15 protein-coding genes are annotated in these 16500 nt (G+C 73.9%); 6 read left to right on the top strand and 9 right to left on the bottom strand.

Annotation, left to right across the window (positions count from 1 at the left end):
* Nucleotides 1-76: 76 nt before the first annotated feature.
* Complete coding sequence (locus ACEPPI_RS01120; RefSeq protein WP_373913362.1) at nucleotides 77-1414, top strand: sorbosone dehydrogenase family protein; 1338 nt, start codon at nucleotides 77-79, stop codon at nucleotides 1412-1414.
* A 43-nt stretch (nucleotides 1415-1457) separates the two neighbouring features.
* Nucleotides 1458-1649 carry a DUF6191 domain-containing protein gene (locus tag ACEPPI_RS01125; protein ID WP_373913363.1) on the top strand — a complete coding sequence of 64 codons (192 nt, stop codon included), beginning with the start codon at nucleotides 1458-1460 and terminating at the stop codon, nucleotides 1647-1649.
* Here the strand turns inward: ACEPPI_RS01125 and ACEPPI_RS01130 are convergent.
* From ACEPPI_RS01130 to ACEPPI_RS01155, 6 genes are all read right to left on the bottom strand, one after another.
* On the bottom strand, nucleotides 1646-4756 hold the full coding sequence (locus ACEPPI_RS01130; RefSeq protein ID WP_373913364.1) for an AAA family ATPase: 3111 nt from the start codon (nucleotides 4754-4756) through the stop codon (nucleotides 1646-1648). The two genes, ACEPPI_RS01125 and ACEPPI_RS01130, sit on opposite strands and share 4 nt — an antisense overlap.
* A gap of 32 nt (nucleotides 4757-4788) precedes the next feature.
* Nucleotides 4789-4953 carry a hypothetical protein gene (locus ACEPPI_RS01135; protein WP_373913365.1) on the bottom strand — a complete coding sequence of 55 codons (165 nt, stop codon included), beginning with the start codon at nucleotides 4951-4953 and terminating at the stop codon, nucleotides 4789-4791.
* A gap of 188 nt (nucleotides 4954-5141) precedes the next feature.
* Nucleotides 5142-5798, bottom strand: coding sequence for a hypothetical protein (locus tag ACEPPI_RS01140; protein ID WP_373913366.1), 657 nt, complete (start codon nucleotides 5796-5798; stop codon nucleotides 5142-5144).
* A 103-nt stretch (nucleotides 5799-5901) separates the two neighbouring features.
* Nucleotides 5902-6456 (bottom strand): GNAT family N-acetyltransferase, encoded by a 555-nt coding sequence (locus ACEPPI_RS01145; protein ID WP_373913367.1) that lies wholly within the window; start codon nucleotides 6454-6456, stop codon nucleotides 5902-5904.
* A gap of 27 nt (nucleotides 6457-6483) precedes the next feature.
* A complete protein-coding gene (locus ACEPPI_RS01150) occupies nucleotides 6484-8715 on the bottom strand; it encodes an MMPL family transporter (RefSeq protein WP_373913368.1) in 2232 nt (743 codons plus the stop codon).
* Nucleotides 8716-8910: 195 nt separating this feature from the next.
* Nucleotides 8911-9288: a signal peptidase I gene (locus ACEPPI_RS01155; RefSeq protein ID WP_373913459.1), complete on the bottom strand. Its 378-nt coding sequence runs from the start codon at nucleotides 9286-9288 to the stop codon at nucleotides 8911-8913.
* A gap of 75 nt (nucleotides 9289-9363) precedes the next feature.
* On the opposite strand from ACEPPI_RS01155, the gene ACEPPI_RS01160 reads away from it, so the two are divergent.
* Together ACEPPI_RS01160 and ACEPPI_RS01165 are read left to right on the top strand one after the other, a co-directional pair.
* The gene (locus ACEPPI_RS01160; protein WP_373913460.1) at nucleotides 9364-10167 is read left to right on the top strand and encodes a GNAT family N-acetyltransferase; all 804 of its coding nucleotides are present in this window, start codon (nucleotides 9364-9366) and stop codon (nucleotides 10165-10167) included.
* 126 nt (nucleotides 10168-10293) lie between these two features.
* A complete protein-coding gene (locus tag ACEPPI_RS01165) occupies nucleotides 10294-10794 on the top strand; it encodes a DinB family protein (protein ID WP_373913369.1) in 501 nt (166 codons plus the stop codon).
* 35 nt (nucleotides 10795-10829) lie between these two features.
* On the opposite strand, the gene ACEPPI_RS01170 is transcribed toward ACEPPI_RS01165, so the two are convergent.
* Complete coding sequence (locus ACEPPI_RS01170) at nucleotides 10830-11564, bottom strand: siderophore-interacting protein (protein ID WP_373913370.1); 735 nt, start codon at nucleotides 11562-11564, stop codon at nucleotides 10830-10832.
* 65 nt (nucleotides 11565-11629) lie between these two features.
* Between ACEPPI_RS01170 and ACEPPI_RS01175 the strand changes: the two genes are divergently transcribed.
* Both ACEPPI_RS01175 and ACEPPI_RS01180 read left to right on the top strand, forming a co-directional pair.
* Nucleotides 11630-13798: a penicillin acylase family protein gene (locus ACEPPI_RS01175; RefSeq protein ID WP_373913371.1), complete on the top strand. Its 2169-nt coding sequence runs from the start codon at nucleotides 11630-11632 to the stop codon at nucleotides 13796-13798.
* Nucleotides 13795-14391: a GNAT family N-acetyltransferase gene (locus ACEPPI_RS01180; protein WP_373913372.1), complete on the top strand. Its 597-nt coding sequence runs from the start codon at nucleotides 13795-13797 to the stop codon at nucleotides 14389-14391. The genes ACEPPI_RS01175 and ACEPPI_RS01180 overlap by 4 nt, the downstream gene beginning before the upstream one ends.
* Here the strand turns inward: ACEPPI_RS01180 and ACEPPI_RS01185 are convergent.
* Both ACEPPI_RS01185 and gatB read right to left on the bottom strand, forming a co-directional pair.
* Nucleotides 14369-14701, bottom strand: coding sequence for an alpha/beta fold hydrolase (locus ACEPPI_RS01185; protein ID WP_373913373.1), 333 nt, complete (start codon nucleotides 14699-14701; stop codon nucleotides 14369-14371). The two genes, ACEPPI_RS01180 and ACEPPI_RS01185, sit on opposite strands and share 23 nt — an antisense overlap.
* Before the next feature lie 270 nt (nucleotides 14702-14971).
* Nucleotides 14972-16486 (bottom strand): Asp-tRNA(Asn)/Glu-tRNA(Gln) amidotransferase subunit GatB, encoded by a 1515-nt coding sequence (gene gatB / locus ACEPPI_RS01190; RefSeq protein WP_373913374.1) that lies wholly within the window; start codon nucleotides 16484-16486, stop codon nucleotides 14972-14974.
* Nucleotides 16487-16500 lie beyond the last annotated feature (14 nt).

Below are 16500 nucleotides of genomic sequence, written 5' to 3' on the forward strand. Positions count from 1 at the left end.
GGTGGAACTTCCGGATGTGCCGGACCTGTTGAAAGGGATGGAAGGCGGGATCGGCGGACCGGAGGGGAGCGGGACCATGCGATACGGACGGAACCGGCGGGACGGGAGCGGGGCGTACGGGAGCGGGGCGCACGGGACCTCGGACGGCGGGATCGGAAAGACGGGGGACGGCGGGATCGGGGAGACGGGGGACGGCGGGGCGCGGGGCTCCGGTGCAGGGCGCCGCGCCGGATCGGGGCCGCGCGGGCGGGGCGTGCCGGTGGCACTCGCGCTGGCGGGGTGCGGGGTCTTGCTGACGGCCGGCTGTTCCTCCTCCGGCGGTGTGCCGGCGGGGGCGGGCGGCTCCCCGCCCGGGTCGCCGCCGGGGACGGCCTCGCCGGGGCCTTCGGGGACGGCGCGGGACCCGTGGGCACCCCCCGCCCGCGGCTCGGTGACGGTGTCGGGGGAGGTGGCCAAGGGCCTGGAGTCCCCCTGGGGAGTGGCCCCGCTGCCGGGCGGGGACCTGCTGGTCGCCTCCCGCGACAAGGGCACCATCAGCCGGGTCCGGACGGACACGGGGGCGGTGACGCAGATCGGCAGGGTGCCCGGGGTCGCGCCGGGCGGGGAGGGCGGGCTGCTGGGCCTGGCCCTGTCCCCCACGTTCGCCTCGGACCGGCTGGTGTACGCGTACTTCACGACCGAGTCCGACAACCGCATCGCCCGGATGCGGTACGACGAGCAGAGGCAGGCGGGGCAGCAGCTGGGCGCGCCCGACACGGTGCTGCGGGGCATCCCCAAGGGAGTCGTCCACAACGGCGGCCGGATCGCCTTCGGGCCCGACAGGATGCTCTACGCGGGCACCGGCGAGAGCGGGGACACGGCTCTGGCACAGGACAGGAAGTCGTTGGGCGGGAAGATCCTGCGGATGACCCCGGACGGACAGCCGGTGCACGGCAATCCGGAGGCCGATTCCGTCGTGTACTCGTACGGGCACCGCAATGTGCAGGGCCTCGCCTGGGACAAGGACAAACGGCTCTGGGCGGCCGAGTTCGGCCAGAACACCTGGGACGAGCTGAACCTGATCGAGCCGGGCGGCAACTACGGCTGGCCGGAGGTGGAGGGGAAGGCGGGCCGGGCGGGGTTCCGGGATCCGGTGGCGGTGTGGAAGCCGGACGAGGCGTCGCCGAGCGGGATCGCCTGGGCGCAGGGCTCGGTGTGGATGGCCGGGCTGAAGGGCGAGCGGCTGTGGCGGATCCCCTTGAAGGGTGCCGTGCCCGTGGCGGAGCCGGAGGCCTTCCTCCAGGGGAAGTACGGGCGGCTGCGGACGGTGGTGTCCCTGGGCGGGGACCGCTTGCTGCTGGTCACGAGCGAGACGGACGGGCGCGGGTCGCCGGAAGCGGGCGACGACAGGATGCTGACCCTGACGGTGCGGTGACCCGAGTGGCCCCGGAGGGGGGCGGAAAGGCACGGTGGGCACGGTGTTCAACGCGATCCAGGAGCTCTTCAACCCGGGTTCTCGGCATGTGCACGAGGAGCGCGAACGGCTGGAGCTGTCCCGGACCGACGTCGGTGACGGCGATCCGGGACGGGGCCCGATAGACCTCGACTCCGGCCGGGTGCTCATACGTCCGCGGGAGGACGGGCCGGAGGCGGACGCGGACGCGCCCTAGCCGCGGCCCGCCGAGGCGGCGGGTTCCGGCTCCACGGGGGTGAACAGGCGCAGCCTGTGGGCGAGTGCGGCGGCCTCGCCCCGGCCGGCGACGCCCAGCTTGGCCAGGATGTTCGAGACGTGCACGCTGGCGGTCTTCGGGGAGATGAAGAGTTCCTCGGCGATCTGCCGGTTGGTGCTCCCCGTGGCGACCAGGCGCAGGACGTCGCGCTCGCGGCTGGTCAGGCCGAGCGCTTCCAGGGGGTCGGCGGTGTCCCGGTCGGGCCGGTGCGGGCCGGTGTCGTCGGCGGTCAGCGGGAGCCGGGCGCGCTGGGCGAGCAGGGCCAGCTCCTCGCGGAGGCGGCGGGCGCCGAGCCGGTCGGCGGCGGCGTGCGCGTCGCGCAGCAGGTCGGCGGCCTCCTCCCGGTCGGTGCCGCGGGCCAGCATCGCCTCGGCGAGGCGGTGGCGGGCCCGGGCCAGCAGGTAGGGGCGCTGGAGGGGGCGGACGGCGGCCTCGACCGCGGTCCAGTCGGCGAGGGTGTCGCGGTCCTCGGCACGGAGCAGTTCGGCCCGCAGGTACTCCGCGTGGGCGGTCCACACGGGTGCCGGCGTGGGCAGGTCCTTGGCGCCGGTGCGGAGGGTCGTCAGGGCCGCCTCACGGCCCTCGTCGGCGGCGGGCAGGCCGCGGGCGTCGGCCTCGGCGGAGGCGGAGGCCAGCAGCAGCGGCCAGGCGTAGCGGTGCTGGCCGAGCGCGAACCCGAGGGTGACGGCCTCGGCGGTCTCGGCGCGGACGTCTGCGATCCGGCCTTCGCCCTCGGCGATGCCGATCGCCAGCCGGTAGAGCGGCAGCCGGTGCTGGGGCTGGGCGTCGTGGGTCCCGAAGTGGGTGTGGGCGGCGGCCAGCTGGTGGGCGGCCTCGGTCAGTTCGCCGCGGGCCAGGGCCAGGTGGACCAGGTGTGCGGCGGCGGTGCCGCGCGGGGGTGCGCCCTGGCCGTCGCGCAGGGTGCGGCGGGCCTCCGTGGCGGCCTCGTCCCACCGGCCGAGGCTGTACAGGCTCTCCGCCATGTTGCCGCGGAGCCAGGCTTCGGTGTCCAGGAGCCGGGATTTGGCGACGAGCCGGATTCCTTGTTCGGCCAGTTCCACCGCTTCCCGGGACCGGCCGAGTCCTTCGAGTTGAGAGCTGAGGTTGATGTGAGCACGACCGGCGAGCAGGGTGAATCCGAGTTCCGAGGCACGGAGCAGGACTTCGTGGATCTCGGCGAGTCCGGCGTCCGGGTCACCGGAGTCGGCGAGCAGGCTGCCGTGGGTGATCCGTGCGTTGAGCTCGGTCTCCTCGGCCCCGACCATCCGCGCGTACTCGACGGCGCGTTCGGCGGCGGCGAGGTTGGCGGGGCCGGGGTTGTGGAGCATGCCCCAGCCGGCGGCGCGGACCAGGACGTCGGCGTGCACCTGGGACGGGGGCAGCCCCTTGACCAGTTCCTGCGCCCTGGCGATCTCCTCCCAGCCGTCGCCCCGGGCGAGGTTGGCCACCAGCCGGGAGCGCTCGGTCCAGAACCAGGCGGCCCGCAGCGGGTCGGAGCCGTCCTCGTCGAGGATCCGCAGGGCGAGCTTGACGAGCTTCAGGGCGCGTTCGCGTTCGCCGCCGAACCGGGCGGCGACGGTGGCCTCGGCGAACAGGTCGAGGCGCTGGAGCGGAGTGGTCTCCGGGTCGCAGCCGCAGGGCGGGTACACGTCGGTGTAGTCCGCGGGGCGCAGTTCCTCCCGGACCTCTTCGGGGGTGCTCTCCCACAGTTCCATGGCTCGCTCCAGCAGGCTGAGCTGCTCGGAGTAGGCGTGCCGGCGGCGGGCGGTGACGGAGGCGGCGAGGACGGCGGGCAGGGCCTTGGCCGGGCTGTTCGCCGCGTACCAGTAGTTCGCCAGCCGGATGACCCGCTCCTCGGCGCGCACCAGGCTCTCGTCGGCCTCCATGGCCTCGGCGTAGCGCCGGTTGACGCGGGCGCGCTCGCCGGGGAGCAGGTCGTCGCTGACGGCCTCGCGGACGAGGGAGTGGCGGAAGCGGTAGCCGTCGCCGTCGGAGGTGGCGAGGAGGATGTTGGCGCCGACGGCCGCCCGCAGGGCCTCGATCAGTTCGTCCTCGCCGAGCTGGACCACGGCGCGCAGCAGGGCGTACTCGACGGTGGAGCCGCCCTCGGCGACGACGCGCACGACGCGCTGGGCGGCGTCGGGGAGGACCTCTACGCGCACGAGCAGCAGGTCGCGCAGGGATTCGGTGAGGCCGGTGCGGCAGCCGCTCTCACGGGAGGCGACGAGTTCCTCGACGAAGAAGGCGTTGCCGTCGGAGCGGTCGAAGACCGAGTCCACGAAGCTCTCTTCGGGCTGGGTGGCGAGGATCCCGGCGAGCTGGCGGCGGACCTCGGCCCGGTTGAAGCGGCGCAGTTCGATCCGCTGGACGGTGCGCAGCCGGTCGAGTTCGGCGAGGAGGGGGCGCAGCGGGTGGCGGCGGTGGATGTCGTCGGCCCGGTAGGTGGCGACGAGGACGAGACGTCCGCTGCCGAGGGTGCGCAGAAGGTAGGCGAGCAGGTGCCGGGTGGAGGTGTCGGCCCAGTGGAGGTCTTCGAGGACGAGGACGACGGTGCGGTGGGCGGCGAGGCGTTCCAGCATCCTGGCCGTCAGCTCGAAGAGCCGGGCGGTGCTCTCCTCGTCGTGCGGGCCGCGGGGGGTCTCGCCGAGTTCGGGGAGGATCCGGGCGAGTTCGTCCTCCTGGCCGGCGGCCGCGGCGGCAAGTTCGTCGGGCAGTTGGCGGAGCAGGGTGCGCAGGGCAGTCGAAAACGGGGCGAAGGGAAGGCCCTCCGCCCCGATCTCCACACAGCCTCCGACCGCCACCACGGCGCCGCGGCGGGCGGCCTCTCCGAGGAACTCCTCGGTCAGCCGGGTCTTGCCGACCCCGGCCTCTCCGCCGATGAGCAGGGCCTGCGGCTCCTGTTCGGCGGCGCGGGTCAGGGCGTCTACGAGTGCGGCCAGTTCGTCGGCTCGGCCGACGAACACCGGGCTGACGGATCTGGTTTCCACACCGCCGAGGATCGCACAGAGGTGCGGGTCGGCGGCACTGCTTATCGCTGCGCTCCTCATCACGCGTCAGCTCACCTGTTCCGCGACGCTGTTTACGCGGCGCGGGTGAAGAGGCTGCGGTGGCCTCTCGCCGACCTTTCGGATTCCTGGCCGCGGGAGGCGCGGTCGGCCTGCTTGGCCAGCTGGACCATCCGGAAGCGGTCGGCCTCGCGGATGAGGTCGGCGCGGCGGGCGGTGGCCATCTCGTACTCGAACATCTCGTACTCCCTTGTCGCGTTTCTCCGGCACCTCGTTCGGTGTGATCCAAGATTCGCTTCCCAGAGGGGTCCGCCGCATGGGGCTCATGCCGCATCTCTGCGGTGCGGGGGCCTTAGTACCGGACCCAGGATCCCCGAAGGAACTTAGGTCCGGCCTGAGTGGGAGTGGAGCGGGCGTAAGGCGGTGCCTACTGGGCGGCCGTCGGGAGGGCCACGAGGAGGTCGAAGTACATGAGGCCGAAGACCAGGACGCCGAGGACGCCGAGGGCGACGGCGGCCCAGGAGACGGAGCGGACCCACACCGGCAGCACCCGGCCGGGGGTGCCGAAGGCGGGGCGGGCGAGGACGAAGGCGGCGAGGAGGAGGGCGAGGGTGGACAGGACACCGTTGACGAGGGCGGTCATGTGCCAGGCGTCGCCGTACAGGGCGGCGATCTTCTCCTTGGCGGTGGTCGCGCTGACCGACTCGATCTGGCCGATGAGCGTCTGGCGTTCGGCGATCACGCGGGACACCCAGCTGCCGCTGAGGGCGACGAGCCCGAGGCCGGCGGCGACGATGGCGGAGGCCGCGGCCCCGACTCCGGAGCCCTGCCCGGAGTCCTCCCCGTCCTCCCCGTCCTCCCGGTCCGCCCCGTCCTCGTCGAACTCCTCGTCCGCGTCCCCGGCGGCCTCGGCGCCGCCCGGGGTTTCACCCTCGGCGGCGTCCCGTGCGGCGGACGCGGTGGTCGCGGCGGCGGGGGCGGCCTCGTCGGCCGCGGTGGTGGCGGCCGCGGTGTCCGGCGCCGCCTGCTCCTCGGCGGCGTCCGTCTCGGCGACGGTCGGGGCGAGGCTCTTCGTGGTGTCCATGGCGGGCACCGTAGGCGGCGTTTCTGAGAGGTTCCTGAGAGGGCTCACGGCACGGGCCGGCAGGCGGGCCGCGGGCTCGGTGGGACGCCCGCGGCCCCGGCGGCTAGACGGCGGGGCCGGCGGTCCATTCGTGGGCCAGGAGCGACCAGACCTCGGTGTCCTGGCGGACGCCGCGGTGCAGGTGGTTCTGCCGCATGACGCCCTCGCGGGTCATGCCGAGGCGTTCGGCGACCGCGATGCTCTTCTTGTTGCCGGTGGCGACGTGCCATTCCACTCGGTGCATGCCGCGCTCCCGAACGGCCCAGTCGATCAGGACCCGGCAGGCCTTGGTGACCAGGCCGCGGCCGGCCCCGGCGGGCTCCATCCAGCAGCCGACCTCGCAGTTGCCGGAGGCGGCGTCGAAGCTCGGGAAGAGGACCCCGCCGACGAGGGTGCCGTCCACGCGGATGCCGTACAGGCGGCGTCCGTCGGCGGCCGCGGACTCCGCGTTCGAGCCGAGCAGGCGGCGGGCGGATTCGAGGTCGGTGGCGCGGTCGGGGAAGCCGACGTACCGGCCGATGAACTCACGGCCGCGGTCGATGTGGGCCAGGAACTCCTCGGCGTGCCAGATCTCCAGCGGGAACAGCTGGGCGTCGTCGGCGAGGTCTATCGCGAACATGCGTGCTTCCTTGCGGCTCGTAACCGGTCAGCGGGAAAGGGGGGCCGAGGGCGCGTGGTCCGCGTTCGGCCGCTGCGTCGGAAGTGTCGCACGGGGGCGGCACTCCGGGGGTTCGATGCTGATGCGGGGCAGCCGGCGGTCCAGCCAGCGGGGTATCCACCAGTTCGCCCCGCCGAGCAGGTGCATGAGGGCGGGGACGAGCAGGGTGCGCAGGACGAAGGCGTCGAGCGCGACGGCGGCGGCGAGGGCGATGCCGAACATCGCGATGAGGCGGTCGCCGCTGAGTACGAACGCCAGGAAGACGGAGATCATGATGACGGCGGCGGAGTTGATCACCCGGCTGGTCTCGGCGAGTCCCACCCGGACGGCCCGCCGGTTGTCACCGGTCTCCAGCCATTCCTCGTACATCCGGCTGACCAGGAACACCTGGTAGTCCATGGAGAGCCCGAACAGCACCGACACCATGATCACCGGGAGGAAGGGCTCGATCGGGCCTGCGCTGCCGAGGCCCAGCAGCTCGCTCCCCCAGCCCCATTGGAAGATCACGACGACCACGCCGAAGGAGGAGGCGACGGCCGCGACGTTCATGGCGGCCGCCTTGAGCGGGATGCCGAGGGAACGGAAGGCCAGCAGCAGGAGCAGACAGCCCAGGGTGACGACCACCCCGACGAAGAGGGGCAGCTTCCCGACGATCACCCCGGCGAAGTCGTCGTAGCCGGCCGTCACCCCGCCGACGTGGGCCTCCATGGTGCTGCCCTGCCCGGCGCGCGGGATGACGTCCCGGCGCAGGGTGTCGACCAGCTCGCTCGTGGCCCTGGACTGCGGTGCGGACCGTGGTACGACCGTCAGGACGGCGGTGTCGCCGCTGCGGTTGAAGACGGCGGGACCGGCGGAGGCGACGTTCGCGGTGGCGCGCAGGGCCTCGGTCAGCCGGTCGACGGCGATGTGGTCGCCGGCCCCGTCGAGGCGGGCGACGATCGCGAGCGGGCCGTTCGTACCGGGCCCGAACCCCTCGGCCAGCAGGTCGTACGCCTTGCGGGTGGTGGATCCGGCCGGATTGTTGCCCTGGTCGGAGGTGCCGAGGTGGAGCGAGAGGGTGGGCAGCGCCAGCACCAGCATGACCAGCGTGGCGAGCAGGCCGAGCGGCTTGGGGTGGCGCTCCACGAAGGCGGACCAGCGGGCGGCGAATCCGGTGGGCGACTCCGGGCGGGGACCGTCGGCGGCGAGCTTGCGGCGTTCGCGGCGCGAGAGGGCCCGGGGGCCTATGTACGAGAGGAGGGCGGGCAGCAGGGTGACGGAGGCCGCCACCGTGAGGACCACGGTGAGGGAGGCCGCCAGCGCGACGCCGTCGAGGAAGTTCAGCCGCAGCACCAGCATGCCGAGCAGGGCTATGCAGACGGTGGCCCCGGCGAAGACGACGGCCCGGCCCGTGGTGGCGACGGCGTTCTCGGCGGCCTCGGCGACGGTGAGCCCGCGGGTCAGTCCCTTGCGGTGCCGGGTGACGATGAACAGGGCGTAGTCGATGCCGACGCCGAGGCCGACGAGGGTGCCCAGCATCGGCGCGAAGTCGGCGACGGGCATGGCGTGACCGAGGAGGGTGATCCCGAAGTAGGCGCTGCCGACGCTCACCAGGGCGGTCGCGATGGGCAGCAGGCTGGCGGCCAGGGAGCCGAAGGCGAGGAAGAGGACCGCGGCGGCGATGACGACGCCGATGACCTCGGCGAGGTGGGCGCCGGGCGCCTCGGTCAGCCCTATCGCGCGGCCGCCGAGTTCGACCTGGAGTCCGTCGGCCCGGGTGGCCGGGTCGCGGACCGTGTCCACGACCGCCTTGGCCTGGGAGCGGGGTACGGAGTCGGCCGGCCGGTCGAAGGTGACGACGGCGTAGGCGGTGCGGCCGTCGGGGCTGATCTGCGCGGCTCCTGCGGGGCCCGGCCCGTAGGGTCCGGCGACCGATCCGACGCCGGGCAGGGCGGCGACGGCGTCCAGGGCCCGGGTCATGCGCCGTTCGACGTCCGGGGTCCGCGCGCTCTGGTGGTCCGGGGTCCGCCACACGATGGTGTCGGTGTCACCGCCCCGGCCGTGGAAACCCTCCCGCAGGAGGGCGTTGGCCTTCGCGGATTCCGTCCCGGGAACCTCGTAGTCGTTGGAGAACGCGGTTCCGGCCGCGCCGGCCGCGGCGGCGGTGGCGCCGAGGGCGAGCAGCCAGATCAGGACGGTGACCAGTCGGTGCCGCATGCACCACCGTGCGATTGCTGCCAACGGACGTGCTCCCTGGTGGTTCGGATCTTCAGCGGGAGGCGGCCCGACGCAAAGAACGCTTGAACTCGTGAACTGCTGAACTTGTGAAAAGGCGGGGTGGTCTACACCTCAAAACGCCACGCTCTCAGCGTTCGGTGATCGTTGGCGCATTTCGTGTGCATCGTCACAGGCCGGCACGGGTACGGGGGACCTCCGTCAGGGGGCGGGCGGGACGGAAGGCGGGTCGGCGCGGTAGCCGGGGACCGAGGGCCAGCGCACGGTGAGGACCACCGCGTCCTCCTCGGCGTACCAGGAGTGGTCGACCCCGCGCCCCCACACCACGTAGTCCCCCTGCTCGGCGAGGACCACGGTCCGGCCGGGGAACTCCAGCCGGAACCGGCCGCTGATGAGGACCTGGAGCGCGGTGCGGTGTTCGCCGGTGACCCACCGGGAGCGTTCCTCGCCCTTGGGGTGGACGCCCCACTTGATCTCGACGTCCTCGCTGTGGCGGGGGTCGCCGGGCTCCTTGAAGTGGCCGAGGAGCCAGCCCCGGTCGGTGGCGGCGTCCGGCCCGGCCTTGCCCGTGTAGATCATGGTTTCGTCGTTCACGGGCCGAGGCTATTGCAGTTGTGGAAGCGGACCGACACCTGGTGAGCTGGCCCGATGACGATGGATCACGACGAACTGCTGAAGGTCCGCGACCGGTACGACGCGCAGATGCGGCGCGACACCGTGCCCGACGCCGCGAACGCGCGGGTGGAACGGGTGGGGGCGGTCGTCCGGCAGACCGTGCCGGGGCTCGGCTGGAACGGCGTGCTGTGGTCGGACCTCGACGCGGACACGGCGGACGCGGAGATCGCGGCTCAGGTGGCGTACTTCGGGGCGCGCGCGGACGCCGGGGGCGACGGGGAGTTCGAGTGGAAGCTCTACTCCCACGACCGGCCCGCCGACCTCGGGGACCGGCTGCGGGCGGCGGGCTTCGTACCGGAGCCGCCGGAGACCCTGCTGGTGGGCCGGTCCGATGAGCTCGCCGCACTGTCGGTGGAGCCGCCGGAGGGGATCACCCTCCGGGTGGTCACGGACGAGGCCGGGGTGGACCTGATGATGGAGGTCCACCGGCGGGCCTTCGGCAAGGAGCGGCCGCGGATCCGGGCGCAGATGCTGAGCCTGCTGCGGGACGAACCGGACACGATCGAGGCGGTCCTGGCGATGGCCGGCGACGTTCCGGTCAGCGCGGCCCGCATGGAGATGCGGCCCGGCTGCTCCTTCGCCGGCCTGTGGGGCGGCGGGACCGACCCGCAGTGGCGCGGGCGGGGCATCTACCGCCTGCTGGTGGCCCACCGGGCCCGCGTCGCGGCGGCCCGCGGCATCCCGTACCTCCAGGTGGACGCCTCGGACGACAGCCGCCCGATCCTGGTGCGCCTGGGCTTCGGGGTCCTGGGCGTCACGACCCCGTACATCCTGCGGCGCTGACGGGGGAACGGGATGACGGTGGGGACCGTCGCGAAGGTCCCGGACCGTCCCGGCCGGGGCCCACGACGGGCGCCCTCGGCCGGAATTCCCTTCCCCCGGTGGGGCCGAGGGGGCAGGATCGGGTGCATGGAACGCATCGGACCTCCCCTGACCGGGAACGAACGCGAGACGCTGCGCGCGTACCTCGACTTCCACCGGGCCACCCTCGCCTGGAAGTGCGAGGGCCTCACCGACGAGGAGCTGCGCCGCCCGACCTCCCCACCGTCCACCCTTTCGCTGCTCGGCCTCGTCCGGCACATGGCGGAGGTGGAGCGGCAGTGGTTCCGCCGCACGATCGGCGGGGCGGTCGTCCCGCACCTGTGGTCCGAGGAGCGCGACTTCCAGGCCGCCTACGACGCCTCCGGCTCGACCCGCGCCGAGGCGTTCGCCGCGTGGGAGGCGGAGGTCGAGCACTCCCGCGCCGTCGAGGCCGCCGCGGCGTCCCTGGACGTGACGGTGCACGTCCCGAAGTGGGAGGCGGACGCCTCGCTCCGGCTGGTGATGCTGCACATGATCCACGAGTACGCCCGCCACAACGGCCACGCGGACTTCCTCCGCGAGGCCATCGACGGCACCGTCGGGGCGTGAACGCCCGCGGCGCGGGCGCCCGGGGGGGCGGGCGCTCAGGCCGGGCGCCAGTAGCCCAGTCCGTGCACGCGCTGCTTCGGCAGGGCCAGGTCCTTGCGCAGGTACGCCGTCAGGGCGCGGGTGGTGGCGGTGTCGCAGGCCAGCCACACGTACGCCGAGGCCGGGTCCGGGCCGAGCAGCTCCGGCAGCTCGGCCCGGACCCGGTCGGCCAGGGCCGTGCCGCCGCGCGGCACCCGCCGGACCTCGCGCGGGGCCGCGCCGGCCCGTACGGGCAGCTCCGCGTCCGAGGGGTGCTGCGTCTCGAACCAGACGGTGGCCGGGGTCCTCGGGTACGCGTCCAGCAGGGAGTTGATCGCCGGCAGCGAGGCCGGGTCCCCTATCACGAGCAGCCGCTCCGGAGCGGGGACCGGTGCGTCGAAGCCCGTGCCCTGGACGGTGGCTTCGAGGGTGTCACCGGGCCGGGCCCCGCGCGCCCACCGGCTGGCGAGACCGTCGTGCAGGGCGAACTCGAAGGCGAAGGTCCCCGCGGCCGGATCGGGGTCGACCAGGGTGTAGGCCCGCTGGTGCGGCCTGCCGCCGCCCCCGAACCAGGCGCGGACCCACATCGTGGGGTGCGCGGAGCCCCCGACGGCCGCCAGCAGGCCGCCGTCGGTGAGGTGGACCCGGCGCACGTGCTCGGTGACCTCCTCCGCCCCGGTCACCGTGAACGTGAAGTCCTTGCCCCTCATGAGCTTGAGGACCACGCCCTCCCAGCCCTTGCCGACCGCCATGTCCGCCCCTCCCCCCAGCACCCTTATAGTTAGGGCAGCCTAACCTAAGACACTTGGGGAAGAGTGTGAGCAGTGTGACTACCGAGGCCTACGAGGTCTACCGCGACAGCTGGGGCATCCCCCACCTCCGCGCGTCCGACCCCCTCCGGCTCTCCTACGCCCAGGGCCGCGTCACGGCCGTGGACCGGGCCTGGCAGCTGGAGGTCGAGCGGCACCGCGCCCAGGGATCCAGCGCCGCGTTCCTAGGGCCCGACTGCGTCACCTGGGACCGGTTCGCCCGCCAGGCCCGCCTCGACGACACCGCCCGGCGCTGCCACGAGGCCCTCGACCCCGACACCGCGGCCTGGGTCGGCGCCTACGTCGACGGGGTCAACGCCGGCCTCGCCGAAGGCGCCGCCCGCGACGACCGGTTCGCGCGCGCCGCCCACACCCCCACCCCCTGGGAGCCCTGGGTTCCGCTCTCGATCTGGATCGGCACCCACATCCTCTTCGCGGGCTTCGCCACCAAGCTCTGGCGCGAGCGCGTGGCCCGCGTCCTGGGCCACGGGGCCACCACCCTCTTCGCGACGGACGGACCGGGCACCGCGGGCAGCAACGGCTGGCTGATCCCGGGCGAGCGGACCGCCACCGGCGCGGCGATCATCGCCGGCGACCCGCACCGGTTCATCGAGGACCCCGGTGTCTACCAGCAGATACGCCTGGCCTGCCCCGAGTACGACGTCCTCGGCCTGGCGGTCCCCGGCGTCCCCGGGCTCGGCCACTTCGGGCACACGGGCGGCGTCGCCTGGGCGATCACCAACGCCATGGCCGACTACCAGGACCTCTACGTCGAGCGGCTCAGGACCGCGGCCGACGGGGGCGGGGTGGAGGCCCTCGGCCCGGACGGCACCTGGGAGCCGGTGGCCCGGCACACGGAGACCGTCGCCGTGGCCGGGGGACCGGACGTGGAGGTCGAGGTCCTGGAGACCCGCCGCGGCCCGGTGATCATCCGCCCGGACGCCCCGGACGCCCCGGACGCCCCGGATAGCCCGGACAAACCGGACGCCCAGAACACCGCGGACGCCCCGAACACCACCGACACCACAGGAACCGCCGACGCCCCCCAGACCCTCTCCCTCCGCTACCCGCCCCGCGTCCGCGCGGACCTCGGCTTCGCCGCCCTGCCCGCGCTGCTCCGCGCCCGCACCGTCGCCGACGTCGACCGTGCCCTCGACGGCTGGGCCGAGCCCGTCAACGTCGTCCACGCCGCCGACACCGAGGGCGGCCTCCTGCACCGCGTCGCGGGCGCCGTCCCGCTGCGCGACCCCGCCAACCGGCTCCGCCCGGTGCCCGCCTGGGAGCCGCGGCACGCCTGGCGGGGCTGGACGCCCACCCCCGCCGAGCCGGTGCAGGGCTTCGCCGTCATGGCGAACGCACGCGGCATCGCCTCCCCCCTCGGCGTGGAGTTCGCGCCCCCGCACCGCGCCAACCGCATCCGCGCGCTGCTCAGCGGCTCGGCGGACTGGACGCCCGGCGCGATGGCCGACGTACACCGGGACACGCACCTCGCGTCGGCGGCGCCCCTGCTCGACCTGCTCCCCGCCCTCGACGGCCTCTCCCCCGCCGCCGACGGGCTCCGGGCCCGACTGCTCGCGTGGGACCGGCACATGGAGGCCGACAGCACCGACGCCACCGTCTTCTCGGCCCTGCGCACGGCGACCGTACGCCGTCTCGCGGCGGACCCGGTCTTGGCGGGCCTGGCCGGGGCCCCGGCCGGCCCGGACGTGTTCCACCCGTGGCTGTACCTGGTCCCGCGCGTCGGCTACGCCCTGGAGGGCCTGCTCACCACCTCCCTCCTGCCCGCCCTGGACCGGGCGGCACACGTCCGGGCCGCCCTGGAGGAGACGGCCGCCGCGGACCTGCCCGACACGCCCTGGTCCCGGGTGCACGTCCTCGCCCCGTGGCAGGCGGTCCCCGACCCGCAGGCGCAGTGGCCCGGCCTCGGCGGCGACCACGACTGCGTCAACGCCACCTCCTCCGTCCCCGGGTTCACCGACCGCACCGCCCGCGCCTCGGCCGCCCGCTACGTCTGGGACCTGGCCGACCGGGACAACAGCCTCTGGGCGGTCCCGCTGGGCGCGGACGGCGTCACCGGCTCCCCCCACCACCGCGACCAGCTCCCACTCTGGGCCGACTGCGTCCTCGTCCCCGTCGTCACCGACTGGGCCCTGCTCACCAAGGAAGAGTCCGCATGACCACCGCCTCCACCCGCACCCCCGTCCACACCCAGCTCGTCGAGGGCTTCGGGACGGTCACCATCACCCCCGTCGACCCCGCCGCCGATTCCGCGCTGATCCACAGCTGGGTCACCGAGGAACGCGCCCGCTTCTGGGGCATGGGCGAGGCCGGCCGCGAGCTGGTGCAGGAGATCTACGAGGACGTGGACCGCCGCACCACCCACCACGCGTTCATGGTCGGCCTCGACGGGGAACCGGTGGCGCTGTTCCAGACGTACGACTGCGCCGAAGACCGGGTCAGCGAGTGCTACGAGGTCCAGCCCGGGGACGTCGGCGTGCACCTGCTGATCGGCCCGAGCGGCGGCGCGGCCCGGCACGGCTTCACGGGAACGCTGATCACGACCTTCATCGCCTACCTGTTCTCCGACGCGGGCGCCCGCCGGGTGGTCGCCGAGCCGGACGCCCGCAACGCCAAGGCCATCGCCCTGCTGGAGCGCTCCGGCTTCGCGCTCGGTCCGGAGGTGGAACTCCCGGAGATCGACCTCCCCGAGGTCTACCTCCCGGCCAAGCCCGCCCGCCTGGCCTTCCTCAGCCGGCCCGCCGCTCACTGAGGAACTCCGTTACCACCGCGGCCCGTTCGGCCGGGCGCTCGGCGAAGGGGAGGTGCCCGGCGGGCGGTTCCGCGTGCCGGGCACCCGGCACGGCCTCGGCCGGCTCGCGTCGGAGGGCGAGCGGCACCAGCAGCCGGGCCGGCAGGTCGTTCTCGCCGCGCGCCGCCGGCCCCGGCCACAGGTCGGCGACCGGCTCCAGCCGGTTGCCGGCGTGGACGAAGGTGGCGGTGAGCACGAGCGCGGTCACCCGCTCGGGGTATCGGGCGGCGACCCTCAGCACGACGTTCCCCCCGACGGAGTACCCGGGCACGGCCTAACCCCTCCAGCCCCTCGGCGTCGGCGGCGGCCACCAGCCGATCGGCCGGCTCGTCCAGCCACAGCGGCTCCCGGGCCCGCGGAAGGGACCCCGAAAGCGGCGTGGGGGGCGCGCGCCCGCCGGGCGGGGGGGGGCCGGGCGGTGTTTGGTGGGGGGGGGGCCGCCCCCGGGTCGCCCCCCCCCCCCCCGGCACCCCCCCCCCCCCCCCCCCCCCCCCCCCCCCCCCGCGGCCCCCCCCACTGCGCTGTGAAGCGATCCGGTGGCTCAGCCCTCGGAGACGCCCAGGCGCTCCAGGATGAGCTCCTTGACGCGGGCCGCGTCGGCCTGGCCGCGCGTGGTCTTCATGACCGCGCCGACCAGGGCGCCGACCGCGGCGGTCTTGCCGCCGCGGATCTTGTCGGCGATGGCCGCGTTGCCCGCGATGGCCTCGTCCACGGCCGCGCCGAGCGCGCCCTCGTCCGAGACGACCTTCAGGCCGCGCTTCTCGACGACCTCGTCCGGGGTGCCCTCGCCGGCGAGAACGCCCTCGATGACCTGACGGGCCAGCTTGTCGTTCAGGTCGCCGGCCGCGACCAGGGCCGCGACCCGGGCCACCTGGGCCGGGGTGATCGGCAGCTCGTCGACGACGACGCCCTGCTCGTTGGCATTGCGCGCCAGCTCGCCCATCCACCACTTGCGCGCGGCGGCCGAGTCGGCGCCCGCCTCGATGGTGGCGACGATGGAGTCGACCGCGCCCGCGTTGAGGATGGACTGCATGTCGTGCTCGCTGACGCCCCACTCCTCGCGGAGCCGGTTGCGGCGCACACGCGGCATCTCGGGCAGGCCGCCGCGCAGCTCCTCGACCCAGTCGCGGGCCGGGGCGACGGGGACCAGGTCGGGCTCCGGGAAGTACCGGTAGTCCTCGGCGTTGTCCTTGATGCGGCCGGCCGTGGTGGAGCCGTCCTCCTCGTGGAAGTGCCGGGTCTCCTGCACGATCGTGCCGCCGGACGACAGCACGGCCGCGTGGCGCTGGATCTCGAAGCGCGCCGCGCGCTCGACGGAGCGCAGCGAGTTGACGTTCTTCGTCTCGCTGCGGGTGCCGAACTCGGACTCGGGGGTCGGGCGCAGCGACAGGTTCACGTCGCAGCGCATCTGGCCCTTGTCCATGCGGGCCTCGGAGACGCCGAGCGCCTTGATGACCTCGCGCAGCTCGGCCACGTACGCCTTGGCGACCTCGGGGGCGCGCTCGCCCGCGCCCTCGATCGGCTTGGTGACGATCTCGATGAGCGGGATGCCGGCGCGGTTGTAGTCCAGCAGGGAGTGCGACGCGCCGTGGATGCGGCCGGTGGCACCGCCGACGTGCAGCGACTTGCCGGTGTCCTCCTCCATGTGGGCGCGCTCGATCTCCACGCGGAAGATCTCGCCGTCCTCCAGCTGTACGTCGAGGAAGCCGTTGAAGGCGATCGGCTCGTCGTACTGGGAGGTCTGGAAGTTCTTCGGCATGTCCGGGTAGAAGTAGTTCTTCCGGGCGAAGCGGCACCACTCGGCGATCTCGCAGTTCAGCGCGAGACCGATCTTGATGGCCGACTCGATGCCGATCGCGTTGACGACCGGGAGCGAGCCGGGCAGACCGAGGCAGGTCGGGCAGGTCTGCGAGTTGGGCTCGGCGCCCAGCTCGGTGGAACAGCCGCAGAACATCTTGGTCTTGGTGCCGAGCTCGACATGGACCTCAAGGCCCATGACGGGGTCGTACGACGCGAGGGCGTCTTCGTACGACAGCAGTTCGGTGAAGGTGGTCACGGTGAAACTTTCCC

The sequence above is a fragment of the Streptomyces sp. AB3(2024) genome, assembly GCF_041862025.1.
In the GTDB taxonomy this organism is placed as follows: domain Bacteria; phylum Actinomycetota; class Actinomycetes; order Streptomycetales; family Streptomycetaceae; genus Streptomyces.